Origin of the sequence: Pseudomonas sp. Rh2 (genome assembly GCF_040762985.1) — a bacterium.
Taxonomy (GTDB): domain Bacteria; phylum Pseudomonadota; class Gammaproteobacteria; order Pseudomonadales; family Pseudomonadaceae; genus Aquipseudomonas; species Aquipseudomonas taiwanensis.
In genome coordinates, this window is record NZ_CP142890.1 from 4,801,139 (window position 1) to 4,827,712 (window position 26,574).

The following is a 26,574-nucleotide window of genomic DNA, read 5'->3' on the forward strand; positions in this document are numbered from 1 at the left end:
AAACTCCTTAATTAGCCGGTTGCGCTTCTTTCGGTTCCTTGCCAACGGAGTTGAGCAGGAACTTGCCAATCAGATCTTCGAGCACCAGTGCGGACTGGGTGTCATGGATGGTGGCGCCATCCTTGAGCACGTCTTCCTCACCGCCCACGCTGATGCCGATGTACTTCTCGCCAAGCAGACCAGCGGTCAGGATCGACGCAGTGGAGTCGACAGGCAGGTTGTCGACATTCTTGTCCAGCTGCAGCGTCACCCGACCGGTGTAGGAATCACGGTCCAGGTCGATGGCGGTGACCTTGCCGATGGTTACCCCGGCCATGGTCACCTTAGCTCTGACAGTCAAACCGGCGATATTGTCGAAGTAGGCATAAACTTTATAGGTATCGCTGCTCGGGCTGGCCGACAACCCGCTGACACGCAGGGCCAGCAGCAGCAGCGCCAGGATCCCGGCCAGAAGGAACAGGCCGACACCGATTTCCAGGGTGCGGTTTTGCATCAGAAATCTCCAAACATCAAGGCGGTCAGAATAAAGTCCAGACCCAGGACAGCCAGCGAGGCATAGACCACGGTCTTGGTGGTGGCACGGCTGATCCCTTCTGAGGTGGGCTCACAGTCGTACCCCTGGAATACGGCGATCCAGGTGACGACGAAGGCGAACACCAGGCTCTTGATCAGCCCGTTGAGCACGTCGTCGGTAAAGGAAACACTGTTCTGCATGTTGGCCCAGAACGAGCCCTCGTAGACACCCAGCCAGTCGACGGCGACCCAGGACCCACCCCAGATACCGACCACGCTGAAGATCAACGCCAGCATCGGCAACGAGATGAAGCCGGCCCACAGGCGCGGCGCGACGATGTACTTGAGCGGGTCGACACCGATCATTTCCAGGCTCGACAGTTGCTCGGTGGACTTCATGTTGCCGATTTCGGCGGTCAGCGCCGAGCCTGCGCGACCGGCGAACAGCAGCGCAGTCACCACCGGGCCGAGCTCACGCAGCAAGGTCAGCGCGACCATCTGCCCCACCGCCTGCTCGGAACCGTACTTGGTCAGGATGCTGTAGCCCTGCAGCGCCAGCACCATGCCGATGAACACACCGGAAACGACGATGATCGCCAGCGACAGCACGCCGACCGAATACAACTGCTTGGTCAGCAGCTGGAAGCCGCCACCGATACCCCCACGCCCTACCAGTGCGTGGAACAGGAACAGGCAGGAACGCCCCAGCACCGCCAGCACGTCGATCGCCGAGCGACCGAACAGACGGATACGTTCGAGTAAGGATTTTCTGCGCATCAACGCGCCCCCAGCAGATCGGCGCGGTAGTCAGGCGCGGGAAAGTGGAATGGCACCGGACCGTCCGGGTCACCCTTCATGAACTGGCGGATGCGTGGATTGTCGGAGCCCATCAGTTCGTCCGGAGTGCCCTGCCCCAGTACCTGCCCATCACCGACCACATAGATGTAGTCAGCGATGCTGGCGGTTTCGGCCAGATCGTGGGAAACGACGATGCTGGTGATACCCAGCGCATCGTTGAGCAGGCGGATCAGCCGCACCAATACGCCCATGGCGATTGGGTCCTGGCCGACGAAGGGCTCGTCGTACATCAGGATCTGCGGATCCAGCGCAATCGCGCGGGCCAGCGCCACGCGGCGCTTCATGCCACCCGACAGTTCGTCCGGCATCAGGTCGATGGCGCCGCGCAGGCCGACGGCCTGAAGCTTCATCAACACGATGTCACGAATCATTTCGTCGGACAGCTGGGTATGCACACGCAGCGGGAATGCGACATTCTCGAACACGTCGAGGTCGGTGAACAAGGCGCCGCTCTGGAACAGCACCCCCATTTGCTTGCGCGCATCGAACAGGTCGCTTCGGGACAGCGTAGGCAGGTTCTGCCCGGCCACCCAGACTTCTCCACTGGAAGGACGCAACTGCGCGCCCATCAGGCGCAGCAATGTGGTCTTGCCGCAACCCGATGGCCCCATGATGCCGGTGACCTTGCCGCGCGGAATGCGTATGTCGACATTGCTGAAAATGCTGCGCGAACCGCGCTTGAAGGTGACGCCCTTCAACTCGACCGCGTAGGCGCTATCCACACTCATCTAGACTCCTTGCTAGTGCAACCTCGTCCTAATGGACGCCGGCCCCCTTCTTGAAGGCACAAGCGCCCCTGGCGGGCCGAATAGCGGGAAACTATATCACCGCTGACAGGGCTGCCCCAAGGCCATGCCTTGACTCGTTCAGCCCAGGGACAGACTTTCATGACATTCGATAGGACGATGGAAAGGATGAGGGTTTCTTCCATTGCGGCTATAATCGCCGCCTTTTCATCAGGCATTGCTTTCCGAACATGAGCCAATCCAGCGAGCTGATCCAATCCGCCCAGCGCACCCTGCGCCTTGAACTCGAAGCCGTCCAGAGCCTGATGGCCCGCATCGACGCCAATTTCGTCAAGGCTTGCGAACTGATCCTGGCGAGCAAGGGCCGGGTCGTCGTGGTCGGCATGGGCAAGTCGGGGCACATCGGCAACAAGATCGCCGCCACCTTGGCCAGCACCGGCACGCCGGCATTTTTCGTGCACCCTGCCGAAGCCAGCCATGGCGACATGGGCATGATCACCCGCGACGATGTCATTCTCGCCCTGTCCAACTCCGGCAGCACCGCCGAAATCATTACCCTGCTGCCGTTGATCAAGCGCCTGGGCATCCAGATGATCAGCCTCACCGGTAACCCGGACTCGCCCCTGGCGCAGGCCGCCGAGGTCAACCTCGACGCCAGCGTCGCCCAGGAAGCCTGCCCGCTGAACCTGGCGCCCACATCCTCGACCACCGCCGCACTGGTGCTGGGCGATGCCTTGGCCATCGCGCTGCTCGAAGCCCGCGGTTTCACCGCCGAGGATTTCGCCTTCTCGCACCCCGGTGGCGCCTTGGGCCGTCGCCTGCTGCTGAAAGTCGAGAACGTGATGCACTCGGGCGATGACCTGCCGAAGGTCCAGCGTGGCACCCTGCTCAAGGACGCGCTGCTGGAAATGTCGCGCAAAGGCCTGGGCATGACCGTGATCCTCGAGCCGGATGGCAAGCTGGCCGGGATCTTCACCGACGGCGACCTGCGCCGCAGCCTGGATCGCAACATCGACGTGCACACCACCCTGATCGACCAGGTGATGACCGTGCATGGCAAGACCGCTCGCGCCGAAATGCTGGCCGCCGAAGCCCTGAAAATCATGGAAGACCACAAGATCAGTGCACTGGTGGTAGTCGACCAGAACGACCGCCCGACCGGCGCCCTGAACATGCACGACCTGCTGCGCGCCGGGGTCATGTAAGGAGAGCATGGACATGAACCAAGACCTCATGCAACGCGGCAAGGCCATCAAGCTGGCCGTCTTCGACGTCGACGGCGTCCTCACCGACGGCCGCCTGTACTTCCTCGAAGACGGCAGTGAGTTCAAGACCTTCAACACCCTCGATGGCCAGGGCATCAAGATGCTCATGGCCACGGGCGTGACCACGGCCATCATCAGCGGACGCAAGACGCCAGTGGTCGAGCGTCGGGCCAGGAACCTGGGCATCCCGCACCTGTACCAAGGCCGGGAAGACAAACTGGTGGTGCTCGACGGCCTGCTCGCCGAACTGGGCCTAAGCTATGAACAGGTCGCCTACCTGGGCGACGACCTGCCCGACCTCCCCGTGATTCGCCGGGTGGGCCTGGGCATGGCGGTGGCCAGCGCCGCACCCTTCGTTCGCCAGCACGCCCATGGCGTGACCCAGGCACGCGGCGGCGAAGGCGCCGCCCGCGAGTTCTGTGAACTGATCATGCAGGCCCAGGGCACCCTGGACGCTGCCAACGCAAATTACCTGTAGAGCCGCCCATGTTCAGCAAGAAAGCCCGCACCATCGCGCTGCTCGCGGTCATTGCCGCCCTGCTGGTGGCAATCGGCTACTGGAACGTCAGCCCGGAGAGTTTCCTCGACAAGCCTGCGGCCCAGGTGGACGAGAGCGCGATCGACTACTATGCGATCAATGCCCATAGCCTGCAGTTTCTGCCCGACGGCAAGCTGCAGTACGAAATGACAGCCGACAAGGTCGAGCACCTGACCGCCAGCGAAGTCACCCTGGTGACCAAGCCTGACCTGCACCTGTACCGCGGCACCGAGTTCCCCTGGCACGTGCAGAGCGCGCGCGCCGAGGTCAACCCGGATGGCACCGAGGTCGAACTGATCGACCAGGTTCGCGTTGCCCGTACCGACGAGAAGCAGCGCGAAACCATCATTACCAGCTCACGCATGACCGTGTTCCCGCAGAAGCAATATGCGCAGACCGAGCAAGCCGTTAGAATCGACGGCGCCGGTGGCACAACTACGGGCAAAGGAATGAAAGCGTATTTGAAAGAAGGCAGGATGGACCTGCTCTCTAACGTAAGAGGACAGTATGAGGCTCGTTAAAACCCTCCCCCTTTTGCTCAGCCTGAGCGCAGCACTGGGAAGCGCGAGCGCCTTCGCCCTGCCGAACGACCGTGACCAGCCGATCCGCATCCAGGCCGACAACGCTCACCTGGACGACAAGCAAGGCGTGGCGACCTACACCGGCGATGTGATCATCACCCAAGGTTCGATGATGATCAAAGGCAACACCGTGACCATCACTCGCGCCCAGTCGGGCGACATCGACGTGGTGACTTCGGTTGGCAACCTGGCCTACTTCGAGCAGCAGCAGAGCGCCGCCAAGCCCGACAAGATGAAAGGCTGGGCCGTGACCATTCAGTACCAGGCGCAGAAAGACATGGTGATCCTCACCGACCGCGCCAAGGTCGAGAACGAAGGCAACACCACCGAAGGCGAGAAGATCGTCTACAACACCAAGACCCAGGTTGCGACCGCGGGCCGAGGTGGCAACGTGACTGCACCGCGTCAGCGTATCGACATGGTGATCCAGCCGAAGAAGAAGGCCGAGTAAATGGCAACCCTCAAAGCCCAGCACCTGGCCAAGAGCTACAAGGGGCGGCAAGTCGTACGCGACGTCAGCCTGTCGATCGACAGCGGCCAGATCGTCGGTCTGCTCGGCCCCAACGGCGCCGGCAAGACCACGTGCTTCTACATGATCGTAGGCCTGGTCCAGGCCGACCAGGGCCGCGTGCTCATCGACAACCTCGATGTCAGCCACCAGCCGATGCACGGTCGCGCCCGCGCCGGTATCGGTTACCTGCCCCAGGAGGCCTCGATCTTCCGCAAGCTGTCGGTGGCCGACAACATCATGGCGATTCTCGAGACCCGCAAGGACCTGGACCGCGATGGCCGTCGCAAGGAGCTGGAAAGCCTGCTGCAGGAATTCCACATCAGCCACATCCGCGACAACCTCGGCATGAGCCTGTCCGGCGGCGAGCGTCGCCGCGTGGAAATCGCCCGGGCCCTGGCGACCGCGCCGAAGTTCATCCTGCTGGACGAACCTTTCGCCGGTGTCGACCCGATTTCCGTAGGCGACATCAAGCAGATCATCCACCACCTCAAGGCCAAGGGCATCGGTGTACTGATCACCGACCACAACGTCCGCGAGACCCTGGACATCTGCGAAACCGCGTACATCGTCAACGATGGTCGACTGATCGCCGAGGGCGATGCCGAGACCATCCTGGCCAACGATCTGGTCAAGGAAGTTTACCTGGGTCACGAGTTCCGACTCTGACCCCGGCGCGCCTGGAGCACTGGCAATCCCGCCTCATCGAGGCTTAAGTTGTTACAGCGCTCTAGGCAAACGCTACAATTTAAGGCATAAAACTTGCTTGATTTGGCGCTCCGGCGCCCTCGTGTAGTGGATGGCGCATGCGCGCCGGCGAACAAGGTATTTAGCCCCAGCCATGAAACCATCGCTCGTCCTAAAAATGGGCCAGCAACTGACGATGACACCGCAGTTGCAACAGGCCATCCGCCTGCTTCAGCTCTCTACCCTGGACCTCCAGCAGGAAATCCAGGAAGCGCTGGAGTCCAATCCGATGCTCGAACGTCAGGAAGACGGCGACGACTTCGACAACAGCGACCCGATGGCGGACAACGCCGAGAACAAACCGGTCGCCGAAGTTCAGGACAACAGTTTCCAGGAAAGCGCACCAAGCGCCGAGAACCTGGAAGACGGTGAGTGGAACGAGCGCATTCCCAACGAGCTTCCCGTCGACACCGCGTGGGAAGATATCTACCAGACCAGTGCCAGCAGCCTGCCCAGCAACGATGATGACGAGTGGGACTTCACCACCCGCACCTCCGCGGGCGAGAGCCTGCAGAGCCACCTGCTGTGGCAACTGAACCTGGCGCCGATGTCCGACACCGACCGCCTGATCGCCGTGACCCTGATCGACAGCATCAACGACCAGGGCTACCTCGAGGATACCCTCGAAGAAATCTGCGAGGGCTTCGACCCAGAGCTGGACATCGAGCTGGACGAGGTCGAAGCCGTCCTGCACCGCATCCAGCAATTCGAGCCTGCCGGGGTGGGCGCTCGCAATCTTGGCGAGTGCCTGCTGCTGCAACTGCGCCAACTGCCCGCCAGCACACCGTGGATGAGCGAAGCCAAGCGCCTGGTGGTCGATTTCATCGACCTGCTCGGCAGCCGCGACTACAGCCAGCTGATGCGCCGCATGAAGCTCAAGGAAGACGAACTGCGCCAGGTCATCGAACTGGTACAGAGCCTCAACCCACGACCGGGCTCGCAGATCGAATCCAGTGAGCCGGAGTATGTGGTCCCCGACGTGATCGTGCGCAAGGACAACGACCGCTGGCTGGTCGAGCTGAACCAGGAGGCGATCCCACGGCTGCGGGTCAATCCGCAGTATGCCGGTTTCGTCCGCCGTGCCGACACCAGCGCCGACAACACCTTCATGCGCAATCAGCTGCAAGAGGCGCGCTGGTTCATCAAGAGCCTGCAAAGCCGCAATGAGACCCTGATGAAGGTCGCCACCCAGATCGTCGAACACCAGCGCGGTTTCCTCGACCACGGCGACGAAGCGATGAAGCCGTTGGTCCTGCACGACATCGCCGAAGCGGTGGGCATGCACGAGTCGACCATTTCCCGGGTAACCACCCAGAAATACATGCACACGCCGCGCGGCATCTACGAACTGAAATACTTTTTCTCCAGCCATGTGAGCACCTCCGAAGGCGGAGAATGCTCGTCTACGGCGATCCGCGCGATCATCAAGAAACTGGTTGCGGCGGAAAATCAGAAAAAGCCATTGAGTGACAGCAAGATCGCTGGTTTACTGGAGGCACAAGGCATTCAGGTAGCCCGTCGCACCGTCGCCAAGTACCGCGAGTCCCTCGGCATCGCGCCGTCGAGCGAGCGCAAGCGACTGATGTAGCCCCTGAATGTGCCACAGCGTTTGCGGGGCAGGTGCAATACCTGCCTCTTTATGCACGGGCAACAAAGGAGAAGCTGTATGCAAGTCAACATCAGTGGACACCATGTAGAAGTCACCTCCCCTCTGCGCGAATACGTAGAGCAAAAGCTTAAGCGCGTGGAGGGTCACTTCGACAAGATCACCAACGTGCAGGTCATCCTGAAAGTCGAGAAGCTGCAACAGAAGGTCGAAGCGACCCTGCAGATTCCTGGTGGCGAAGTGGTCGCAAACGCGGAACACGAAGACATGTATGCAGCGATCGACGCCATGGCCGACAAGCTCGACCGCCAACTGAAAAAACACAAGGAAAAACAGCAAAGCCTGCTGCAAGGTGCAGCCGCCCGCTGATCCCCCTCATCCATGATCCGACTTGAAACCATCCTGACCCCCGGCCGTTCCCTCGTGAACGTGCCGGGAGGCAGTAAAAAGCGCGCCCTCGAGAAGGTCGCCACACTGATTGCCGAACAAGTTCCAGAACTGGAGATGCAAGACGTCTTCGAAAAACTGGTCGGTCGTGAAAAGCTCGGCTCGACCGGTTTCGGCAACGGTATTGCCATCCCCCACTGCCGACTCGAAGGCTGCACGGCACCTGTCAGCGCACTGCTGCATCTGGATGCCCCTATCGACTACGACGCCATTGATGGCGCACCGGTAGACCTGCTGTTCGTCCTGCTGGTCCCCGAAGCGGCCACCGATGCCCACCTTGAACTGCTGCGCCAGATCGCCAGCATGCTCGATCGCAAGGAGGTCCGCGATCGCCTGCGTGCCGCCGACAGCAGCGAGGCCCTGTTCCAGGTAGTCCTGGACGTACAGAACGAGCACTGAACATGCGCCTGATCATCGTCAGCGGCCGCTCCGGTTCGGGCAAGAGTACCGCCCTTGATGTGCTGGAAGACAACGGCTACTACTGCATCGACAACCTCCCCGCCGGGCTGCTGCCGCAGTTGGCGGAGAACGCGCTGATCAACACCGAGTTGCAGCAGCCCAAGGTTGCTGTCTCCATCGATGCCCGCAACCTGCCCAGCCACCTGACGCGGTTTCCCGAGTTGCTCGAAGAAGCTCGTGGCAGGCACATCCAGTGCGATGTCCTGTTTCTGGACGCTGATGAAGAAACGCTGCTCAAACGCTTCTCGGAGACCCGGCGACGCCATCCGCTGACCAATGCCAACCGTTCGCTGGCCGAGGCGATCCGTGTCGAAAGCGAGCTGCTAGGGCCGATTTCCGACCTGGCCGATCTCAAGATCGACACCACCAACCTCAACCTGTACCAACTACGCGACTCGATCAAGCTGCGCCTGCTCAACCAGCCTGAACCTGGAACGGCATTCCTGGTCGAATCGTTCGGTTTCAAGCGCGGCATGCCGGTCGACGCCGACCTGGTGTTCGATGTGCGCTGCCTGCCTAATCCTTACTGGAAGCCAGAGCTGCGCGAACATTCCGGCCTCGATCAACCGGTTATCGACTACCTGGCTGCCCAGCCGGATGTCGAAGAGATGTTCAACGATATCTCCAGCTACCTGCTCAAGTGGTTACCCCGCTTCGCCGCCAGCAACCGCGCCTACGTCACCATTGCCATTGGTTGCACCGGTGGCCACCACCGCTCTGTGTACCTGACCGAACGTCTCGGCCAGTTGCTCCAGCAATCTTTGAAAAACGTCCAGGTCCGCCACCGCGACCTATAGCCCACAGGATCCGCACCACGATGCCCGCCCGCGAAATAACCATCATCAACAAGCTGGGTCTGCATGCCCGGGCGGCAGCCAAGTTCGTCGGCGTGGCCGGTCGATTCCCCTGCCAGGTCAGGGTCGGCCGAGCTCCGGACAAGATGGTGGACGGCAAGAGCATCATGGCCGTGATGATGCTGGCGGCGGGCAAAGGCACCCAGGTGCATCTGCTCACCGAGGGCGAGCAGGATGATGAAGCCATGGAAGCGCTGGTAGCGCTGATCAACAACTATTTCGACGAAGGCGAGTAATCGCCGGGGCTCGACACAGTGTCTCCGCGTTGTGAGATCGAGCGCCTGCGCGACGCCTCGCGAGCAAAGCTCGCTCCTACCCCGATCGCGAGGGTCTGTAGGAGCGAGCCTTGCTCGCTATACGCCGCACAGGCGCAAGATCAGATACCACCGGCAGTCAGTTTTTCAGGATCCAGCAGCGCTTCGAGCTGATCACGCGACAAGTCGGTGTGCTCCAGCGCCACGTCGATGATCGGGCGACCCTGCTTGTACGCGGTCTTGGCGATCTCGGCGGCCTTGAGGTAGCCAATGATCGGGTTCAGTGCGGTCACCAGGATCGGATTGCGCGCCAAGGCCTCCTTGAGCTTGCCTTCATTGACCTTGAAGCTGGCAATGGCCTTGTCGGCCAGCAGGCGGCTGGCATTGGCCATCAGCTCGATGCTCTCCAGCAGGTTGCGGGCAATCACCGGCAACATGACGTTCAGCTCGAAGTTGCCCGACTGACCGGCCACGGCGATGGTCGCGTCGTTGCCGATCACCTGCGCGGCAACCATGGCGGTGGCTTCTGGAATCACCGGGTTGACCTTGCCCGGCATGATCGACGACCCAGGCTGCAGCGCTTGCAGCTCGATCTCCCCCAGACCGGCCAACGGTCCGGAGTTCATCCAGCGCAGGTCATTGGCGATTTTCATCAACGCAACGGCGGTGGTCTTGAGCTGGCCTGAAAGCGCTACTGCGGTGTCCTGCGAGCCGATCAGCGCGAACAGGTTCTGCCCAGGCGTGAACGGAACCTGGCTCAGGTCACTCAAGTGGTGGGCGAAGCAGGCCGCGAACCGTGGGTGGGCGTTGATTCCGGTACCGACGGCCGTGCCCCCCTGGGCCAGGGCCTGCAAGCTGGGCAACGTCGCCTCGATATGGCCCCGCGCGCCGCTGATCTGAGCCGCCCAGCCATCGAGCACCTGGCTCATGCGCACCGGCATGGCATCCATAAGGTGGGTACGACCGGTCTTGACGAACTGATGGACTTGCAGCGACTTCGCTTCGATCACCTGCACCAAATGGTCCAGCGCAGGCAGCAGTTGGCCATGCAAGGCCAAGGCGGCACTGACATGGAGGGTGGTCGGGATGATGTCGTTGCTGCTCTGGCCGCAATTGACGTGATCGTTGGCATTGACCGGCGCTCCGAGCACACGGCTGGCCAAGGTGGCGATCACCTCGTTGGCGTTCATATTGGAGCTGGTACCCGAGCCGGTCTGGTAGACATCTACCGGGAAGTGCTGGATGAAGTCACCGGCCAACAACTGCTCGACTGCCGTGACGATGGCCTGGCCCTGCGCGACGCTCAGTTGCTCGAGCTCGATATTGGCCTTGGCCGCCGCAGCCTTTGCCAGCAGCAATGCACGGATGAACTGGGCGGGCATGCGCTGACCGCTGATCGGGAAATTGTCGACCGCGCGTTGGGTCTGGGCACCGTACAGGGCCTGGGCCGGCACCTGGAGTTCGCCCATGCTGTCACGCTCGATACGGGTATCACTCATCTTCAAATCCTTGCATCAGTTCATCGGGAGAAATCGAAGGCAGCAGCACGCAGTTCGCCAATTGCAGGGCGTAGGGCTGCCAGCGTTGGTTCTGTTCGCGGCGATCGAGGTTGCGCAGGTCCAACAGCGGGCGCCAGGCCTGGTCCAGGCACAGGCAGCGCCAATGCCAGGGCAGCATGCGATCACAGGCGGTATCCCGCAGGAGACGGAAGGAGGTCAGCGCCACCGTCCAGGCCGACGTTTCGGTACAGCACACCAGATAACGGCCTTCGGCCAGGTAGTGCTCTATCAGGCGCGGCTCGTCGGGTTCGAGGGCGCAACGGATGCGTCGGCTGAGCCAACGCCAGTTTTCCAGGTAGGGCAGTTCGCGCAGGACGGGTTTCATGAACATCATCGCCGAGTTACTGGATAATGATATTCATTATTAATTGATAGGCAATGTCACTTCAAGCAGGGAATGACTAAACAAGAAACCCGGCATAGGGCCGGGTTACTGTGCCGCTTGCACAGCCTGTTCACGGATCAACCCGCGAACAGGCCGATGCAGGTGAAAGATCAGCTACCTGCCACAGTCATCCGCTCGATCAACACAGACCCTGTATGAATGTTGCTGCGGGTTTCGAGATCGCTGCCAATCGCGACAATCTGCTGGAACATGTCCTTCATGTTGCCGGCAATGGTTACTTCCTGCACCGCGTGCTGGATCTGGCCATTCTCGACCCAGAAACCGGCTGCGCCGCGGGAATAATCGCCAGTGACCATGTTCAGCCCATGGCCCATCAGCTCGGTGACCAGCAGGCCACGGCCCATGCGGCGGATCAACGCGGCCTGGTCCTCGACACCATGGGTCACGTACAGGTTATGCACGCCTCCAGCGTTGGCCGTGCTCGGCAGGCCCAGTTTGCGACCAGAATAGGTGCCCAGCAGGTACGACACCAGCTCGCCTTTTTCGACGAACGGCTTGGCATAGGTGGCCAGGCCATCGCCGTCGAACGCGGCACTGCCCAAGGCCCGGGGAATGTGCGGACGCTCGTCGAGGGTCAGCCAGGTAGGGAACAGGCGCTGCCCCAAGGCACCGTCGAGGAACGATGACTTGCGGTACAGGTTGCCCCCGGAAATGGCCGAAAGGAAGCTGCCGAACAGGCCACCGGCCAGCTCCGCAGAAAACAGTACCGGCACCTCGCACGTGGGTACCGGTCGCGCACCAAGGCGGCTGGCGGCTCGCTTGGCCGCACGCTGGCCGATACTACGTGGGTCGGCCAGCAGGTTGCCCTGGCGATTCACGTCGTACCAGTAGTCCCGCTGCATCTGACCGTCACCCTCGGCAATCATCACGCAGCTCAGACTGTGCCGAGTGGACGCGTAACCACCGATGAAACCATGGCTGTTGCCGTACACGCGGCAGCCTTGGTGCGTGTTGAGGGTAGTGCCATCGGCATTGAGAATGCGGGGATCGGCCTCGAATGCCGCGGCTTCGCAGGTCAACGCCATCTCAATGGCTTGCTCCGGCTCGATGTCCCAGTCATGGTAGAGGTCCAGGTCCGGGATCTCACGCGCCATCAGCGCCGCGTCGGCCAGGCCCGCGCACTCGTCCTCGGAGGTGTGCCTGGCGATTGCCAAGGCGGCTGCCACTGTCTCGCGGATCGCATCCTGGCCGCTTGCCGAGGTACTGGCCGAGCCTTTGCGCTGGCCGACATAAAGGGTGATACCGAAGCCTTGGTCGCGGTTGAACTCGACCGTCTCCACCTCACGCTGGCGCACGCTGGTGGACAACCCCTGCTCCAGCGATACGGCCACCTCGCAGGCACTGGCACCCTGCCGCTTGGCCTCGGCGATGATCGCTTCGACCTGCTCCTGCAATGCCGGCAGGTTCTTGGGGCCTACGCTCTGGACTGCACTCATGGTTATCTCCACTCAAATTCTGCGTTCGGCAAGGGTCATTCTACGACCGGGCCGGACAAGCGGCCCCCGACTGGTTATCATGGCGGCGATTTCTAGCGGACTGCCACCATGGTTGATTCATACGACGACGCCTTCGACGGCGAAAAAAGCAAAACCCAGATCAAGCGCGAGCTGCATGCATTGGTCGAACTCGGCGAGCGCCTAACCACGCTCAAGGCCGATACACTGGCGCGCCTGCCGTTGACCGACGAGTTGCGCAAGGCCCTGGCCGAAGCCAGCAAGCACACGGCGCACGGCGCACGTAAACGCCACATGTCGTTCGTCGGCAAGCTGATGCGCGTGCAGGACCTGGACGCCATCCACGCCTTGCTCGAACAGATCGACAGCTCGACCCGCCAGTACAACGAGCGATTCCACAACCTTGAGCGCTGGCGCGATCGTTTGATCGACGGTAACGACGAAGACCTCGAGCGCTTCGTCAACGAATACCCCGATACCGACCGTCAGCAACTGCGCTCGCTGATCCGTCATGCCCAGCACGAAAAGGCGCGGAACAAGCCGCCGGCCGCTGCACGCAAGGTGTTCAAGTACATCCGCGACCTCGACGAGATCCAGCGCGGCCTGCGATGAGTCCGACGCACCGCTCCCAGGGCATCTGCTGTGCGACCCCATGGGAGCGGCCTTGCAGCGCGAAAGGACCGCGATGCGGTCCCACGATCCTTCACGCGCCCGTACCACCTACGGTAATCGCATCCAGCTTCAAGGTCGGCTGGCCAACCCCCACCGGAACCGACTGCCCATCCTTGCCACAGGTGCCCACACCGCTATCCAGGGCCAGGTCGTTACCTACCATCGACACTCGGCTCATCGCCTCAGGGCCGTTGCCAATCAGGGTTGCGCCTTTGACCGGTGCGGTGATCTTGCCGTCTTCGATCAGGTAAGCCTCGCTGGTCGAGAACACGAACTTGCCGCTGGTGATGTCCACCTGCCCACCGCCGAGGTTGGCGCAATAGATGCCCTTTTTCACCGACGCGATGATCTCCTGCGGGTCGCTCTCGCCAGCACGCATGTAAGTGTTGGTCATGCGCGGCATCGGCAGGTGCGCATAGGATTCCCGGCGCCCGTTGCCGGTCACCGCCATGCCCATCAGGCGCGCATTGAGCTTGTCTTGCATATAGCCCTTGAGCACACCGTTCTCGATCAGCGTGGTGCATTCGGTTGGCGTGCCTTCGTCATCCACGCTCAGAGAACCCCGGCGGCCTTCAAGGGTGCCATCGTCGACGATGGTGCACAGGCTCGACGCGACTTTCTCGCCGAGACGACCGCTGAAGGCCGAACTGCCCTTGCGGTTGAAGTCGCCTTCCAGGCCATGGCCGACCGCTTCATGCAACAGCACGCCAGACCAACCGGAACCCAGTACCACCGGCAAGGTGCCCGCCGGGGCGGGAATCGCCTCCAGGTTCACCAGCGCCTGGCGCAATGCCTCGCGGGCATAGCCCATGACCCGCTCCTCGGTGAAGAAGCGATAGTCGGTACGCCCACCACCGCCCTGCCCGCCGCGTTCGCGACGGCCGTTCTGCTCGACGATGACACTGACGTTGAAGCGCACCAGCGGACGCACGTCAGCCGCCAGGCTACCGTCCGCTGCGGCGATCAGAATCCGCTCCCAGACGCCGGCCATGCTCACGCTGACCTGCTGGATACGCGGGTCCAGGGCGCGGGTGGCGGCGTCGACACGCTTGAGCAGGTCGACCTTTTCTGCGCGCGTCAGCACATCCAACGGATTGTCCGGTGAATACAGTGCCGGCACAGCCTGGCTGCGGAAGGCCTGTACCTTGCCGTTCTGCCCGGCGCGGGAAATCGAACGGGCGGCACGGGCCGCCGAGTTCAGGGCTTCAAGGTTGATCGCATTGCTGTAGGCAAAACCGGTTTTCTCACCGGACTGGGCGCGCACGCCCACCCCTTGGTCAAGGTTGAAGCTGCCTTCCTTGACGATGCCGTCCTCCAGTGCCCAGGTTTCCGAAATCTGACCTTGGAAATACAGGTCGGCGGCGTCGATACCGGGGCCTGCCAACTCGCCAAGGACAGACTGCAGGCTGTCCAGGCTCAGGCCGCCCGGTGCCAGGAGCTGCTCGCTGACGGTGGATAACATCTGGCTCATAGTCACTCCGAGGTGTGCGCAGGCCGCAAGGCGTCCTGCGAGAAAAAGCGCCGGTGCAACGCAACCGGCATGCGCGCCCGGATGGACGCTTGTTCATCAATATCGCGCTCGGCCAGCAGGACTGCCTCGCCTCGCGCCTGTTCGGCGACGATCCTCCCCCAAGGGTCGACGATCGCCGCCTGGCCATGGGTTTCCCGTGGCCCTGGATGGATGCCGCCCTGTGCGGCGGCCAGCACGTAGCACTGGGTCTCGATGGCCCGTGCACGAATCAGCACTTCCCAATGGGCTGCCCCGGTGACTGCGGTGAAGGCAGCCGGCGCCGTGATCAGCTCCGCGCCGGCAGCGCGTAAAGCGCTGTACAGCTCGGGAAACCGCAAGTCATAGCATACGCTCAGCCCCACACGGCCGACCGGGGTATCGGCCACCACCACCCGAGCCCCGTGCGCATAGTCGTCAGACTCGCGGTAACGGCCTCGGTTGTCGGCCACGTCGACATCGAACAGGTGTAGCTTGTCGTAACGCGCCACCACCTCACCCTGCTCATCGACCAACAGCGAGCAGGCATGCGCCTTGGCATCGGGTTGACCGGCGGGAGGCAACGGCAAGGTACCGGCGACTATCCATAACTTGAGGTCGCGGGCGGTACGTTTCAACCATGGCAGGATCGGCCCGTCACCCAGAGCCTCCGCCCGTCCGATGGCCGCCGCATCCTTGCGCCCCATGGCCGCGAAGTTTTCCGGCAGGACAGCGAGCCTGGCGCCACCGAAGGCTGCCTGCTCAATCAGTGCGCCAGCACGTTGCAGGTTGGCCAGTACATCGTCCTGGCTGACCATCTGGATCACCGCTGCCTTCATGGGCACTCCCGACGCTATTTGTTGAAGGGTTTCACAAATGTGATTCTAGGCTCTTTCCACGGCCCCTCGACGCGGTAGTGCACGCTGGCAAAACGCGACACGCGGTCACCGATCAACCGATCGACCAGGAACAACGCCCCGCCAACCGCTGGCGCACCGACAATCAGGGCGGCCAAGGGCAGGTTGTTGGTCACTGGCAACGTCACTTGCAAGTTGGCATCGACACGGTCACGAACCATGTCCAGCGTACCGTCGAGCTCGAAGTTGCTCGACGGCCCGGTCACCGTGATCGGCTCGCGAGTTACATAGACACCATCACTTGCCACCAACAAGCCTTTGACCCGGTCATAGGCCAAGCCTTTGTCGAACAGATCGGAGAAGTCCAGGCGCAAGCGACGGCCGATGGAGTTGAAGTTGAGCAGGCCGAACACGCGCAGGGCCTGGGCACTGCCTTCCACCTCGACGAACTGGCCGGTGCGCAACGCCGCGTCCATGCTCCCCGAGAAACGCTTGAGGCCAACCCAGGCCGGTGAGCCAGGCCAACGGCCATCGACATCCAGGCGGAAATCGCGGCTGGTGACCGTAGGCGCGAAGCCCCAGGCCTTGAGGACATCAGCCAGGTTCTTGCCATCGAGGCGACCTTTGTACCAGCTGCTGCTGGCCCCCGGCAGGCCTTCCCAGCCGCCACTGCCATCAATGCGCAGCCCTTTGAAATCGAGGTCGATATCACTGGCCGACACCCCACGGGCGGTCGGGCGCAGCTTGACCGCCGCATTGCCGTAGAAGTCATCCCCCCGGTAGAGCTTGTCGATGGTCAGGTCCAGCGCCGGGACCTTGCGAGGGTCGAAGGTGGCCAAGGGGTCGGGTCCATCTTCGGCCTGGACCTGAGCCGGGTCGGCCGCGGGCAGACGCAAGGTCTGCAGGCGGACGGTCATGGGCGCGGCCTTGGCATCCGGAACCCTTGCGTTACCGATGACTTCCTTGCTGTCCAGACGCAGATCCCATGCTGGGCCGCCGCGAGCCAGGCGAACCACGGCCTGGTTCAAGTCCATGCCGAACGCCTTGAGCTGGCCGATGCTCAGGTCGACGCTCTGCAGGTTCTGCCGGGCATTGCCGCTCGGGTCATCGCCAGCCAGTCGGTTCATCTGTTCCTGCCAGGGCGCCAGGTCCAGGGACTCCAGGCGTCCGCGCACACGCAAACCCGGGCTGGCCGGTACCTGCGCGTCGCCCGTGCCGAGCAGCAACTCACCGCGCCCTTGGGTCAGCTTGTCGGCAGGCGCGGCGTAGGCAAAACGCGCAAGGTCCGCGTAGCCTGCATCGAAGCGACGCTCTGCGCCTTGCAGGCCCATGCTGAAACGGCTGTCACGGGTTTCGGACGCGGCCTTGCCGAACGGTGCCGGCAGGTCTATCGCCAGCCCTTTGAGCGACGAGTTGACACTCAGGCTGTTGTCGCGGCTGCCCAGATTGACCTGCAGTCGGTAAGGCACATCACCCGAAGCAGGCAGCGCCTGCTTGAACTGCAACCAGTCAGTCAGGGACTTGAGCGCCACCTGGCCAGTGGCATTGATCCGGGTCTGCATCTGCCCTGGCTTGCCTTCGGCGACAATCTGCGCGGACACCGGTTTGCCGAATGCTTGCAGGCTGATGTCCTTGCCGCTCAGGCCCTTGTCCAGGTCAAAACTGAAGTCGCCCTTCAATTGGCTCAGTTCAAGGCTCGGCGGTGCCACCTTGAGTTGCGCATCGGCGGTAGCGAAGTCCACCTGCACGTTGGGCCGATCACCGCGGACCAAGGGGATGTCGAGCTTGACCTTGCCCTTGAGCGGCCCCTCTCCTTCCCAGCCGGCGAATATCTCACCTGTGCCGATCGGCGCTTCCTTGAGGATCTTCAAGCCATCGCCAAGGCTGCCGTCGAAATTGCCATCCAGGTACAGATGGCTATGCTGATCGCCGTCGACATGGGGAATATCGACACTGACGTCGCTCACCTTCGTATCGAGCAATGTACCCTGACTGGCCTTGATGCGAATGCCGCTGTCCTCTATCAGCACATCCCCGGCGACCTGCTGCACCTGCGGCCAACCCGGCTGGAAGTCCAGCGCCGCATCGCGGACCTTGAAGAACAGGCTGATGCTTCGCGCCTCGGGCGCTGCCCCATGGTTGAGCGACCCTTGGTACTGGAAATAACCTTCGTCCACGGTCCCCTTGACGATGGCGGTGCGCAGCCACTCGTCCAGGGCCGGACTAAGCACTTCGGGCAGGTACTTCGCGGTATAGCGGCCGTCGCCTTCGGTCAGGCCGACACGCAGGTCCATGTAGTCTTCGCGCCCTTCCTCGAACAGCAGTCGAATGAGGAAATCGCCGGCAATCTTGCCCTCCTCGCCCAACACCTTGAGGTAGGGAGCGATGAGGGTGAAGCCCTCCTTGTCGAGGCTCCAGGTAAGGCGGGCATTGGCCTTCTGGTAGTGCCAGGGTTTGGCGAAGATCGGATACAGATGCAGCATGAATGCATCGGTATCCAGTCGCAGTTCACCGTGCCCCAAGTTACCGCTGATACTGCCGCTGACGTTTCCGGCGGCAGGAGCACCGTGGTACGCGTCGAAACCTACCTTTTCAAGATTGGCGGCGAACTGCAGCCGCTCGTCGCCCTCGACCTTTGGCCGGATATCGAGGCGTACGTTGCGCAGTGCGCCGGTGACCTTCAGCGCGTCGACCACGGTCATCAGTTTTTCAGGCAGTGGCGCCAGGGCATCGACCAGCGGGGTGAGCGGAGTCAGGTCGAGCCGATCGGCCTGCACCTGCCAGCTCTCCTGTGCGGGCTCTTCGCCATCGCGATGACGCACTTGCAGATGCGACTCCCATCGCGTCTTGCCAATGCTGGCAGCCAACGAATCGACCACCACATCGAAGCCCTGCTCCTGGCGCTGGAACCAGGCAGTCAGCGCCAGGTTATCCAACGTGGCAGATTTGCGCCCGGCATAGGCACCCGTGAGCTTGGGTGCATTGAGCCGTACAACTGCCTGTTGCAACTGACCCTGGCTCCAGTCGATCCACAATTCGCCACCCGAGCGCAGGGTGTGTGCTTGCCACTGGCCCAGCAGGCGCGGCGGCAACCAACGCGCCCAATCACTCTGCGGCAGGCTCAGGTAAGCCTGGACCTGCCCGTCACGCCATTGGTTGGCCGAAGCCCGGCTGCGCAGGTTCACCGCCAAGGGCTGGCCATCCGGGAGGGTCGCGCGCAGGTCCAGAGCCTGACGCGAAGCACCGGCCTTCAGGCCAAGACTCACATAGGTCAGGGTCAGCGGGTCACGTTGCCAGGGGTGCAGGGTAACCTGGCTGTCGAACACATCGATGCGCCCCAGCTGGCGCATGCGCTGGAGAATCTCGGCAGGATCGATTGCGGCGTCGTCTTTTTTCGGCAGACCTTCCAGCGCCCAGCTGCCCTGGGCGTCCTCACGCAGGATCAACTGCAAGCCACCCAGCTGAATACGCGCCAGCTGCACTTCACGGCTGGTCAGGCTGGCCCAGAGGTCAGGCACCAGCTTGACCTCATCCAGGCGCAATGCCGCCGAGCCTTCGCCCACTTGTAGATCGCGCACGCGCAATACAGGTGCCAGGCCGCTCCAACGCCCCTCGAGCGCACCGATGTGCACCGGCAGGCCCAAGGTTTGCTCCGCCTTGGTTTCTACATCGGCGCGGTATTCGGCAACCAGCGGTACCAGTTGCCGCCCCGCGCTCACGTACAGTGCCACCAGCACCGCAAGCAGAGCACACAAGCCCAGCCCCCAGCGGGTCAAGGCGACAAGAACGCGGGTCAGACGTCCCATGGCCATGGCCCTCCAAGTCGTTTATCCATGATGGCCCCTGGCAGCGGTTTTGCCAGCTCGACCTGCATGGGGTGGGGTTCGAAACGCGTCAGAGCAGCACCACGTCGTATTGCTCCTGCGAATACATCGACTCGACCTGGAAGCGAATGGTTCGACCAATGAACGCTTCCAGCTCGGCCACGTTGCCGGATTCTTCATCGAGCAGACGGTCGACCACCTTCTGGTTGGCCAGCACACGGTAACCTTCGGCCTGGTAGGCACGGGCCTCACGCAGGATTTCACGGAAAATTTCGTAACAGATCGTCTCTGGGGTTTTCAGCTTGCCCCGCCCCTGGCAGGCGATGCAGGGCTCGCACAGCACCTGCTCAAGGCTTTCCCGCGTGCGCTTGCGGGTCATCTGCACCAGTCCCAGCTCGGTGATGCCGATGATGTTGGTCTTGGCATGGTCGCGCTCGAGCTGTTTTTCCAGGGTACGCAGTACCTGGCGCTGGTGCTCTTCATCCTCCATGTCGATGAAGTCGATGATGATGATCCCGCCGATATTGCGCAGGCGCAGTTGCCGGGCAATGGCGGTTGCCGCTTCGAGATTGGTCTTGAAGATGGTCTCTTCGAGGTTGCGATGACCGACGAAGGCGCCAGTGTTGACGTCGATGGTGGTCATCGCCTCGGCCGGGTCGACCACCAGGTAACCACCGGACTTGAGCGGCACCTTGCGCTCCAGCGCTCGCTGGATCTCATCCTCGACGCCATACAGGTCGAAGATCGGTCGCTCGCCCGGGTAGTGCTCAAGGCGGTCGGCAATCTCTGGCATGAGTTCGGCGACGAACTGCGTGGTTTTTTGGAACGTTTCCCGCGAGTCGATACGGATTTTCTCGATCTTCGGGTTGACCAGGTCGCGCAAGGTACGCAGGGCCAGGCCCAGGTCTTCGTAGATGACCGTTGGCGCACCGCAAGTCTGTATCTGGCTGCCGATCTGCTCCCACAGCCGGCGCAGGTAACGGATGTCCTGGAGTATTTCCTCGGCGCGCGCGCCTTCGGCGGCTGTGCGCAGGATGAAGCCCCCGGCGTCCTTGATGTTCTCGCTTGCCATGCAGTCGCTGACCACCTGCTTGAGGCGGTCACGCTCGGCTTCGTCCTCGATCTTCAGGGAGATACCGACGTGACTGCTGCGGGGCATGTACACCAGGTAGCGCGAGGGAATAGACAACTGGGTCGTCAGGCGCGCGCCCTTGGTGCCGATGGGGTCTTTGGTCACCTGCACCACCAACGCCTGCCCTTCATGCACCAGGGCGGTGATGCTCTCGACCGCCGAACCTTCGCGCTGAGAAATTTCAGAAGCATGGATGAACGCGGCCCGTTCCAGGCCGATGTCGACGAACGCCGCCTGCATGCCTGGCAGCACGCGCACTACCTTGCCTTTGTAGATATTGCCAACGATGCCTCGGCGTTGCGTGCGCTCAACGTGCACTTCCTGCAGCACGCCGTTCTCCACCACTGCCACACGTGATTCCATCGGGGTGATGTTGATCAGGATCTCTTCACTCATGGCAGGCTCTCGTCAAAGGTCTTGGCTAATGATGGATGTCGTACGCAGGGCTGGCTACTGTGGGTGTGTTACCTCTGGCAAAAGCCCTGGCACCTGCCAACTGGCAATGCCGAATTGCGCAAGCAGATCGGAAGTCTCGGCGAGCGGCAGGCCAACGACCGAGGAGTAACTGCCGACCAAGGCGGTGACGAACACCGCGCCCAGTCCCTGTATGGCATACCCACCGGCCTTGTCCAGGGGTTCGCCGCTGGCCCAGTAGCGTTCGGCCTCATCACCGGTAATCGGGCGAAAACGCACGCTGCTCGAAACGCACAGACTGAGGCAGCGCTGGCCATCGCTCACGGCGATGCCAGTCAGGACCTGGTGTTCGCGCCCCGACAGGTCGGCCAGCATGGCCAAGGCATGTTCGCGGTTTTCCGGTTTGCCGAGAATACGACCATCGAGCACCACCGCAGTGTCTGCGCCAAGGGTTACAGCCGGGCCGTCGACTCTGGCGAAACCGGCCTTGGCCTTGGCCTGGGCCAGGCGCTCGACATAGGCCTCGGCGCTTTCGTGAGGGAGTGGGGTTTCATCGACAGGTGCGCTGACCGTGGTGAACGGCACGCCGATCTGGGTCAGCAGTTCACGACGGCGTGGCGAGCCCGAGGCCAGGTAAAGCGGAGTCATGCGGACATCTCCCTGTCAGTCGCGGCATCGCCGTCAGTTTATGTGCAATCGGCGGCGCAAGTCGCGCAGGGCGAAGCTGACCCAAGGCCATAGCAAGGCACTGATCACCGCCGACCACACCAACGCCAGGGTCGGCAGGCGGTTGCCGGTGAGCGCGCTGAGCCATAGCTGGATCAATTGGGCGATACCGAAGATCACCAGAATCACAAGGCTCTGCTGCCACATGGGGAACATGCGCAGGCGTTGCTGCAGGGACAATACCAGGAAGGTGATCAGGGTCAGAATGAGGGCGTTTTGCCCCAGCAAGGTACCATAGAGCACATCCTCGGCCAGGCCGAGCAGGAAAGCCGTGGTCATGCCGACCTTGTTCGGCACCATGAGGGTCCAGAACGACACCAGCAGTGCCAGCCACATGGGCCGGAACACTTCCAGGAACTGAGGCATCGGCGAGACGCTCAGCAGCAGACCGATGACGAATGTCAGCCAGATCACCCACCCGTTGTTACGGCGCGAAGCTGCCATCATGGTCTCCGGTGTTGAGCCGGCGCGGCAGGCGCGGCGGTTGGGGTAGCGGGCGCGGCCGTCGGGGTCGGCGCTGGCGTGGCCGGTACGGCGGGAGCAGTGCCGGCAGGGGCGGCGCCGCTGGCCGGGGCAGCGTGATCGGCGGGTGCAGCTGGCTGGCCACTGGCCGGAGCGCCCTTGCGGTCGGCTTCTTCCTGGGCGATGGCGGCGTCGGTGGCACGCTGCTCCGGGCTGCGTCGATCGCTGAACACCAGCAGCATATAGCGGCTGCGGTTAAGGGCGGCGGTTGGAATCGCGCGCACGATGGCGAACGGCTGGCCCGAGTCATGGATCACTTCGTTGACCGTGGCCACCGGGTAGCCGGCCGGGAAGCGCTGCCCCATACCGGAACTGACCAGCAAGTCGCCTTCCTTGATGTCGGCAGTGTCTGCCACGTGGCGCAACTCCAGGCGCTCGGGGTTACCCGTGCCGCTGGCGATGGCGCGCAGGCCGTTGCGGTTGACCTGCACCGGAATGCTATGGGTGGTGTCGGTCAGCAGCAGCACCCGTGAGGTGTAGGGCATCAGTTCGACCACCTGGCCCATCAGGCCACGGGCATCGAGTACCGGCTGGCCAAGAAACACACCATCACGCTCGCCCTTGTTGATCAGTATGCGATGGGTGAACGGGTTGGGGTCGACACCGATCAGCTCGGCCACCTCGACCTTTTCATTGACCAGGGCCGAGGAGTTCAGCAGCTCACGCAGGCGCACGTTCTGCTCGGTGAGGGCCGCCAGCTTTTGCAGGCGCCCCTGCAACAGCAGGGCCTCGGTCTTGAGCTTTTCGTTTTCCGCGATCAGTTCGGTGCGGCTGCCGAACTGGCCGGCCACGCCTTGCCACAGGCGCTGCGGCAGGTCAGTGACCCAGTAGGATTCCATCAGCACCAGGCCCATCTGGCTGCGGACTGGCTTGAGCACGTCGAAACGTGCGTCGACCACCATCAGCGCGACGGACAGCACTACGAGTACCAGTAGGCGAACGCCCAACGAGGGGCCCTTGGAGAAAAGCGGTTTAATGGGCCGTTCCTCGTGGACGACTCAGGAGGTCATTGGACATGGGACAACGCACCAGCCTGGTTGCGGGTTGACGGAAACGACGCCCGGATGGACGCCTGCCCAGCGCATACAGGTAGCACTGCTCGTGCTACCTGTAAACCGGGCGCTCAGAAGCAGCGGGTGGGAATCACTCGCTGGAGAGCAGGTCCATCGCGTGCTTGTCCATCATCTCCAGGGCGCGACCGCCGCCACGGGCAACGCAGGTCAGCGGGTCCTCGGCGACGATCACCGGCAAGCCGGTTTCCTGTGCCAGCAGCTTGTCGAGGTCACGCAGCAGTGCGCCACCACCGGTCAGCACCAGGCCGCGCTCGGCGATGTCGGAAGCCAGCTCGGGCGGCGACTGCTCCAGGGCGCTCTTGACGGCCTGGACGATGGTCGCCAGCGACTCTTGCAGGGCCTCGAGCACTTCGTTGGAGTTCAGGGTGAAGGCACGCGGTACGCCTTCGGCCAGGTTGCGGCCACGGACGTCGACTTCACGCACTTCGCCACCCGGGTAGGCGGTACCGATTTCCTGCTTGATGCGCTCGGCGGTGGACTCACCGATCAGGCTGCCGTAGTTGCGGCGCACATAGGTGACGATGGCTTCGTCGAAGCGGTCGCCGCCCACACGCACGGACTCGGCATAGACCACGCCGTTCAGCGAGATCAGCGCGATTTCGGTGGTACCGCCACCGATATCGACGACCATCGAACCACGGGCTTCCTCGACCGGCAGGCCGGCACCGATGGCTGCAGCCATCGGCTCTTCGATCAGGAACACCTCACGTGCACCAGCACCCAGGGCCGACTCGCGAATGGCGCGGCGCTCTACCTGGGTCGACTTGCACGGCACGCAGATCAGCACGCGTGGGCTGGGCTGCAGGAAGCTGTTCTCGTGAACCTTGTTGATGAAGTACTGCAACATTTTTTCACAAACGCTGAAGTCGGCGATGACGCCGTCCTTCATCGGACGAATGGCAGCAATGTTGCCAGGCGTACGGCCCAGCATGCGTTTGGCTTCGGTACCGACGGCGACGACGCTTTTCTGGTTGCCGTGGGTACGGATGGCAACAACCGAGGGCTCATTCAGGACGATACCGCGCTCACGCACGTAAATAAGGGTGTTGGCAGTACCCAGGTCGATGGAGAGATCGCTGGAAAACATGCCACGCAGTTTCTTGAACATGGGAAAGTGACCCTGGGGAAAGCGTGGGTAAAAAAGTGCGGCAAACTCTAACAATGGCAGGGATTTTGGGCAAGGAGCCAATATGTTAAATTGGCAGTTTTTCCGAGCAAGCCAGCAGATGATCGCGGCCGTATGACCGCCAAAATGCCGACATGTTCCTCACCACGGACCTCATTCCGTTCTTAGTTTTTCTGGAGATCCCCATGGCGCTTCAACGCTGCGACGTGGAAAAGATCGCCCATCTGGCCCGTCTGGGGCTGAATGAAGGCGAACTGCCACGCATTACCGATGCCTTGAACAGTATTCTCGGGCTGGTCGACCAGATGCAAGCGGTCGATACCAGCGGCATCGAACCCTTGGCCCACCCACTGGAAGCCAGCCAACGCCTGCGCCCTGACCAAGTCACCGAGCGCAATCAGCGCGACGCCTATCAGGCCATCGCACCGGCGACCGAAAGCGGTCTGTACCTGGTTCCAAAAGTCATCGAGTAAGGGAAAGAGCCTGCCATGCATCAATTGACCCTGGCCGAGATCGCCCGCGGACTCGCCGACAAGTCGTTTTCCTCCGAAGAGCTGACCGGCGCCCTGTTGGCGCGCATCAAGCAGCTCGACCCGCAGATCAACAGCTTCATCAGCGTCACCGACGACCTGGCCCTGACCCAGGCCCGTGCTGCCGACGCCCGTCGCGCCGCCGGCGAGAACGGCGCCCTGCTCGGCGCACCGATCGCCCACAAGGACCTGTTCTGCACCAACGGCATCCGCACCAGCTGCGGCTCGAAGATGCTCGACAACTTCAAGGCGCCCTACGACGCCACCGTGGTCGCCAAACTGGCCGAAGCCGGCATGGTCACCCTGGGCAAGACCAACATGGACGAATTCGCCATGGGCTCGGCCAACGAGTCCAGCCACTACGGCCCGGTGAAAAATCCATGGAACCTTGAACACGTTCCCGGCGGCTCGTCCGGCGGTTCCGCCGCAGCGGTGGCCGCACGCCTGCTGCCGGCCACTACCGGCACCGACACCGGCGGCTCGATCCGTCAGCCAGCGGCGCTGACCAACCTCACCGGCCTGAAACCGACCTATGGCCGTGTTTCGCGCTGGGGCATGATCGCCTACGCCTCGAGCCTCGACCAGGGCGGCCCACTGGCCCGCACCGCCGAGGACTGCGCTCTGCTGCTGCAAGGCATGGCCGGCTTCGACGCCAAGGACTCCACCAGCATCGAAGAGCCGGTGCCGGACTACAGCGCCAACCTGAACGCCTCGCTGCAAGGTCTGCGCATCGGCCTGCCGAAGGAATACTTCGGTGCCGGCCTCGACCCGCGCATCGCCGACCTGGTCCAGGCCAGCGTCAAGGAGCTGGAAAAGCTCGGCGCGGTGGTCAAGGAAATCAGCCTGCCGAACATGCAGCACGCCATCCCGGCGTACTACGTGATCGCGCCAGCCGAAGCCTCCTCCAACCTGTCGCGTTTCGATGGCGTGCGCTTCGGCTACCGCTGCGAGGACCCGAAAGACCTGACCGACCTGTACAAGCGTTCCCGTGGCGAAGGCTTCGGCGCCGAAGTCCAGCGCCGCATCATGGTCGGCACCTACGCCCTGTCGGCCGGCTACTACGACGCCTACTACGTCAAGGCGCAGCAGATCCGTCGCCTGATCAAGAATGACTTCATGGCCGCGTTCAACGACGTCGACCTGATCCTCGGCCCGACCACGCCGAACCCGGCCTGGAAGCTCGGCGCCAAGAGCAACGACCCAGTCGCCGCCTACCTCGAGGACGTCTACACCATCACCGCCAACCTGGCGGGCCTGCCGGGCCTGTCGATGCCGGCCGGTTTCGTCGATGGCCTGCCGGTCGGCGTACAACTGCTGGCTCCCTATTTCCAGGAAGGCCGCCTGCTCAACGTCGCGCACCGCTACCAGCAAGTCACCGACTGGCACACCCGCGCCCCCAACGGCTTCTGAGGAACTG

General features: G+C 62.6%; 27 protein-coding genes. 13 read left to right on the forward strand and 14 right to left on the reverse strand.

Features of this window, described 5'->3' with window-relative positions; translation table 11 throughout:
- Window positions 1–7: 7 nt before the first annotated feature.
- From mlaD to VXM67_RS21935, 3 genes are read right to left on the reverse strand one after another with little or no spacing between them, the layout of a single operon-like run.
- On the reverse strand, window positions 8–493 hold the full coding sequence (gene mlaD, locus VXM67_RS21925) for an outer membrane lipid asymmetry maintenance protein MlaD (RefSeq protein ID WP_023382140.1): 486 nt from the start codon (window positions 491–493) through the stop codon (window positions 8–10).
- The gene (gene mlaE, locus VXM67_RS21930) at window positions 493–1,290 is read right to left on the reverse strand and encodes a lipid asymmetry maintenance ABC transporter permease subunit MlaE (protein WP_023382141.1); all 798 of its coding nucleotides are present in this window, start codon (window positions 1,288–1,290) and stop codon (window positions 493–495) included. The genes mlaD and mlaE overlap by 1 nt, the downstream gene beginning before the upstream one ends.
- Window positions 1,290–2,099 (reverse strand): ATP-binding cassette domain-containing protein, encoded by an 810-nt coding sequence (locus tag VXM67_RS21935; protein ID WP_012270662.1) that lies wholly within the window; start codon window positions 2,097–2,099, stop codon window positions 1,290–1,292. Before VXM67_RS21935 ends, mlaE begins: the two co-directional genes overlap by 1 nt.
- 248 nt (window positions 2,100–2,347) lie before the next feature.
- Between VXM67_RS21935 and VXM67_RS21940 the strand changes: the two genes are divergently transcribed.
- The 10 genes from VXM67_RS21940 to VXM67_RS21985 all read left to right on the forward strand — a co-directional run bounded on the left by VXM67_RS21940 (window position 2,348) and on the right by VXM67_RS21985 (window position 9,358).
- Window positions 2,348–3,322, forward strand: coding sequence for a KpsF/GutQ family sugar-phosphate isomerase (locus VXM67_RS21940; RefSeq protein WP_023382142.1), 975 nt, complete (start codon window positions 2,348–2,350; stop codon window positions 3,320–3,322).
- Between the two features lie 13 nt (window positions 3,323–3,335).
- Window positions 3,336–3,860 (forward strand): HAD family hydrolase, encoded by a 525-nt coding sequence (locus VXM67_RS21945; RefSeq protein ID WP_023382143.1) that lies wholly within the window; start codon window positions 3,336–3,338, stop codon window positions 3,858–3,860.
- A gap of 8 nt (window positions 3,861–3,868) precedes the next feature.
- Window positions 3,869–4,441 carry an LPS export ABC transporter periplasmic protein LptC gene (gene lptC / locus VXM67_RS21950; protein WP_023382144.1) on the forward strand — a complete coding sequence of 191 codons (573 nt, stop codon included), beginning with the start codon at window positions 3,869–3,871 and terminating at the stop codon, window positions 4,439–4,441.
- Window positions 4,428–4,952 carry a lipopolysaccharide transport periplasmic protein LptA gene (gene lptA, locus VXM67_RS21955; RefSeq protein WP_023382145.1) on the forward strand — a complete coding sequence of 175 codons (525 nt, stop codon included), beginning with the start codon at window positions 4,428–4,430 and terminating at the stop codon, window positions 4,950–4,952. The genes lptC and lptA overlap by 14 nt, the downstream gene beginning before the upstream one ends.
- Entirely contained in the window at window positions 4,953–5,678 is a 726-nt protein-coding gene (lptB, locus tag VXM67_RS21960; RefSeq protein ID WP_003257916.1) for an LPS export ABC transporter ATP-binding protein, read from the forward strand.
- 172 nt (window positions 5,679–5,850) lie between these two features.
- The gene (locus tag VXM67_RS21965) at window positions 5,851–7,344 is read left to right on the forward strand and encodes an RNA polymerase factor sigma-54 (RefSeq protein ID WP_023382146.1); all 1,494 of its coding nucleotides are present in this window, start codon (window positions 5,851–5,853) and stop codon (window positions 7,342–7,344) included.
- A gap of 78 nt (window positions 7,345–7,422) precedes the next feature.
- Window positions 7,423–7,731 (forward strand): ribosome-associated translation inhibitor RaiA, encoded by a 309-nt coding sequence (raiA, locus tag VXM67_RS21970; RefSeq protein ID WP_023382147.1) that lies wholly within the window; start codon window positions 7,423–7,425, stop codon window positions 7,729–7,731.
- Between the two features lie 12 nt (window positions 7,732–7,743).
- Window positions 7,744–8,208, forward strand: a complete 465-nt coding sequence (gene ptsN, locus VXM67_RS21975) for a PTS IIA-like nitrogen regulatory protein PtsN (RefSeq protein WP_023382148.1) — start codon at window positions 7,744–7,746, stop codon at window positions 8,206–8,208.
- A 2-nt stretch (window positions 8,209–8,210) separates the two neighbouring features.
- Entirely contained in the window at window positions 8,211–9,065 is an 855-nt protein-coding gene (gene rapZ, locus VXM67_RS21980) for an RNase adapter RapZ (RefSeq protein ID WP_023382149.1), read from the forward strand.
- A gap of 20 nt (window positions 9,066–9,085) precedes the next feature.
- Window positions 9,086–9,358 carry an HPr family phosphocarrier protein gene (locus tag VXM67_RS21985; RefSeq protein WP_023382150.1) on the forward strand — a complete coding sequence of 91 codons (273 nt, stop codon included), beginning with the start codon at window positions 9,086–9,088 and terminating at the stop codon, window positions 9,356–9,358.
- 140 nt (window positions 9,359–9,498) lie between these two features.
- On the opposite strand, the gene VXM67_RS21990 is transcribed toward VXM67_RS21985, so the two are convergent.
- From VXM67_RS21990 to pmbA, 3 genes are all read right to left on the reverse strand, one after another.
- Window positions 9,499–10,875 (reverse strand): lyase family protein, encoded by a 1,377-nt coding sequence (locus VXM67_RS21990; protein WP_027906583.1) that lies wholly within the window; start codon window positions 10,873–10,875, stop codon window positions 9,499–9,501.
- Entirely contained in the window at window positions 10,868–11,269 is a 402-nt protein-coding gene (locus VXM67_RS21995; protein WP_027906584.1) for a hypothetical protein, read from the reverse strand. Before VXM67_RS21995 ends, VXM67_RS21990 begins: the two co-directional genes overlap by 8 nt.
- Before the next feature lie 161 nt (window positions 11,270–11,430).
- Window positions 11,431–12,777, reverse strand: a complete 1,347-nt coding sequence (gene pmbA, locus VXM67_RS22000) for a metalloprotease PmbA (RefSeq protein ID WP_367237370.1) — start codon at window positions 12,775–12,777, stop codon at window positions 11,431–11,433.
- Between the two features lie 108 nt (window positions 12,778–12,885).
- Between pmbA and yjgA the strand changes: the two genes are divergently transcribed.
- Window positions 12,886–13,407: a ribosome biogenesis factor YjgA gene (yjgA, locus tag VXM67_RS22005; protein WP_023382154.1), complete on the forward strand. Its 522-nt coding sequence runs from the start codon at window positions 12,886–12,888 to the stop codon at window positions 13,405–13,407.
- A gap of 91 nt (window positions 13,408–13,498) precedes the next feature.
- Here yjgA and tldD read toward each other — a convergent pair whose 3' ends face one another.
- The 8 genes from tldD to mreB form a co-directional block, all read right to left on the reverse strand.
- Window positions 13,499–14,938 (reverse strand): metalloprotease TldD, encoded by a 1,440-nt coding sequence (gene tldD / locus VXM67_RS22010; protein WP_027906586.1) that lies wholly within the window; start codon window positions 14,936–14,938, stop codon window positions 13,499–13,501.
- A 2-nt stretch (window positions 14,939–14,940) separates the two neighbouring features.
- Window positions 14,941–15,792: a carbon-nitrogen hydrolase family protein gene (locus VXM67_RS22015; RefSeq protein WP_367237371.1), complete on the reverse strand. Its 852-nt coding sequence runs from the start codon at window positions 15,790–15,792 to the stop codon at window positions 14,941–14,943.
- Between the two features lie 14 nt (window positions 15,793–15,806).
- A complete protein-coding gene (locus tag VXM67_RS22020; RefSeq protein ID WP_367237372.1) occupies window positions 15,807–19,622 on the reverse strand; it encodes a YhdP family protein in 3,816 nt (1,271 codons plus the stop codon).
- 82 nt (window positions 19,623–19,704) lie between these two features.
- A complete protein-coding gene (gene rng, locus VXM67_RS22025; protein WP_023382158.1) occupies window positions 19,705–21,162 on the reverse strand; it encodes a ribonuclease G in 1,458 nt (485 codons plus the stop codon).
- A gap of 54 nt (window positions 21,163–21,216) precedes the next feature.
- The gene (locus tag VXM67_RS22030; protein WP_023382159.1) at window positions 21,217–21,828 is read right to left on the reverse strand and encodes a nucleoside triphosphate pyrophosphatase; all 612 of its coding nucleotides are present in this window, start codon (window positions 21,826–21,828) and stop codon (window positions 21,217–21,219) included.
- Between the two features lie 33 nt (window positions 21,829–21,861).
- Entirely contained in the window at window positions 21,862–22,350 is a 489-nt protein-coding gene (gene mreD / locus VXM67_RS22035) for a rod shape-determining protein MreD (RefSeq protein WP_023382160.1), read from the reverse strand.
- Window positions 22,350–23,405: a rod shape-determining protein MreC gene (gene mreC, locus VXM67_RS22040; protein ID WP_186598468.1), complete on the reverse strand. Its 1,056-nt coding sequence runs from the start codon at window positions 23,403–23,405 to the stop codon at window positions 22,350–22,352. Before mreC ends, mreD begins: the two co-directional genes overlap by 1 nt.
- Window positions 23,406–23,571: 166 nt before the next feature.
- A complete protein-coding gene (gene mreB, locus VXM67_RS22045; RefSeq protein ID WP_003255163.1) occupies window positions 23,572–24,609 on the reverse strand; it encodes a rod shape-determining protein MreB in 1,038 nt (345 codons plus the stop codon).
- Between the two features lie 203 nt (window positions 24,610–24,812).
- On the opposite strand from mreB, the gene gatC reads away from it, so the two are divergent.
- Both gatC and gatA read left to right on the forward strand, forming a co-directional pair.
- Window positions 24,813–25,100 carry an Asp-tRNA(Asn)/Glu-tRNA(Gln) amidotransferase subunit GatC gene (gene gatC, locus VXM67_RS22050; RefSeq protein WP_023382162.1) on the forward strand — a complete coding sequence of 96 codons (288 nt, stop codon included), beginning with the start codon at window positions 24,813–24,815 and terminating at the stop codon, window positions 25,098–25,100.
- 15 nt (window positions 25,101–25,115) lie between these two features.
- Window positions 25,116–26,567: an Asp-tRNA(Asn)/Glu-tRNA(Gln) amidotransferase subunit GatA gene (gatA, locus tag VXM67_RS22055; RefSeq protein WP_367237373.1), complete on the forward strand. Its 1,452-nt coding sequence runs from the start codon at window positions 25,116–25,118 to the stop codon at window positions 26,565–26,567.
- The last annotated feature ends 7 nt before the right edge of the window (window positions 26,568–26,574 follow it).

Coding starts and splice junctions, on each gene's coding strand:
- VXM67_RS21965 (WP_023382146.1), top strand. CDS start 5,851: ATGAAACCATCGCTCGTCCTAAAAATGGGCCAGCAACTGACGATGACA.
- lptA (WP_023382145.1), top strand. CDS start 4,428: ATGAGGCTCGTTAAAACCCTCCCCCTTTTGCTCAGCCTGAGCGCAGCA.
- rapZ (WP_023382149.1), top strand. CDS start 8,211: ATGCGCCTGATCATCGTCAGCGGCCGCTCCGGTTCGGGCAAGAGTACC.
- VXM67_RS21935 (WP_012270662.1), bottom strand. CDS start 2,099: ATGAGTGTGGATAGCGCCTACGCGGTCGAGTTGAAGGGCGTCACCTTC.
- VXM67_RS22020 (WP_367237372.1), bottom strand. CDS start 19,622: ATGGCCATGGGACGTCTGACCCGCGTTCTTGTCGCCTTGACCCGCTGG.
- mlaD (WP_023382140.1), bottom strand. CDS start 493: ATGCAAAACCGCACCCTGGAAATCGGTGTCGGCCTGTTCCTTCTGGCC.
- gatA (WP_367237373.1), top strand. CDS start 25,116: ATGCATCAATTGACCCTGGCCGAGATCGCCCGCGGACTCGCCGACAAG.
- lptB (WP_003257916.1), top strand. CDS start 4,953: ATGGCAACCCTCAAAGCCCAGCACCTGGCCAAGAGCTACAAGGGGCGG.
- mreB (WP_003255163.1), bottom strand. CDS start 24,609: ATGTTCAAGAAACTGCGTGGCATGTTTTCCAGCGATCTCTCCATCGAC.
- VXM67_RS22030 (WP_023382159.1), bottom strand. CDS start 21,828: ATGACTCCGCTTTACCTGGCCTCGGGCTCGCCACGCCGTCGTGAACTG.
- lptC (WP_023382144.1), top strand. CDS start 3,869: ATGTTCAGCAAGAAAGCCCGCACCATCGCGCTGCTCGCGGTCATTGCC.
- yjgA (WP_023382154.1), top strand. CDS start 12,886: ATGGTTGATTCATACGACGACGCCTTCGACGGCGAAAAAAGCAAAACC.
- mreD (WP_023382160.1), bottom strand. CDS start 22,350: ATGGCAGCTTCGCGCCGTAACAACGGGTGGGTGATCTGGCTGACATTC.
- VXM67_RS21985 (WP_023382150.1), top strand. CDS start 9,086: ATGCCCGCCCGCGAAATAACCATCATCAACAAGCTGGGTCTGCATGCC.
- mlaE (WP_023382141.1), bottom strand. CDS start 1,290: ATGCGCAGAAAATCCTTACTCGAACGTATCCGTCTGTTCGGTCGCTCG.
- rng (WP_023382158.1), bottom strand. CDS start 21,162: ATGAGTGAAGAGATCCTGATCAACATCACCCCGATGGAATCACGTGTG.
- VXM67_RS21945 (WP_023382143.1), top strand. CDS start 3,336: ATGAACCAAGACCTCATGCAACGCGGCAAGGCCATCAAGCTGGCCGTC.
- VXM67_RS21940 (WP_023382142.1), top strand. CDS start 2,348: ATGAGCCAATCCAGCGAGCTGATCCAATCCGCCCAGCGCACCCTGCGC.
- tldD (WP_027906586.1), bottom strand. CDS start 14,938: ATGAGCCAGATGTTATCCACCGTCAGCGAGCAGCTCCTGGCACCGGGC.
- VXM67_RS22015 (WP_367237371.1), bottom strand. CDS start 15,792: ATGAAGGCAGCGGTGATCCAGATGGTCAGCCAGGACGATGTACTGGCC.
- raiA (WP_023382147.1), top strand. CDS start 7,423: ATGCAAGTCAACATCAGTGGACACCATGTAGAAGTCACCTCCCCTCTG.
- VXM67_RS21990 (WP_027906583.1), bottom strand. CDS start 10,875: ATGAGTGATACCCGTATCGAGCGTGACAGCATGGGCGAACTCCAGGTG.
- gatC (WP_023382162.1), top strand. CDS start 24,813: ATGGCGCTTCAACGCTGCGACGTGGAAAAGATCGCCCATCTGGCCCGT.
- ptsN (WP_023382148.1), top strand. CDS start 7,744: ATGATCCGACTTGAAACCATCCTGACCCCCGGCCGTTCCCTCGTGAAC.
- pmbA (WP_367237370.1), bottom strand. CDS start 12,777: ATGAGTGCAGTCCAGAGCGTAGGCCCCAAGAACCTGCCGGCATTGCAG.
- VXM67_RS21995 (WP_027906584.1), bottom strand. CDS start 11,269: ATGATGTTCATGAAACCCGTCCTGCGCGAACTGCCCTACCTGGAAAAC.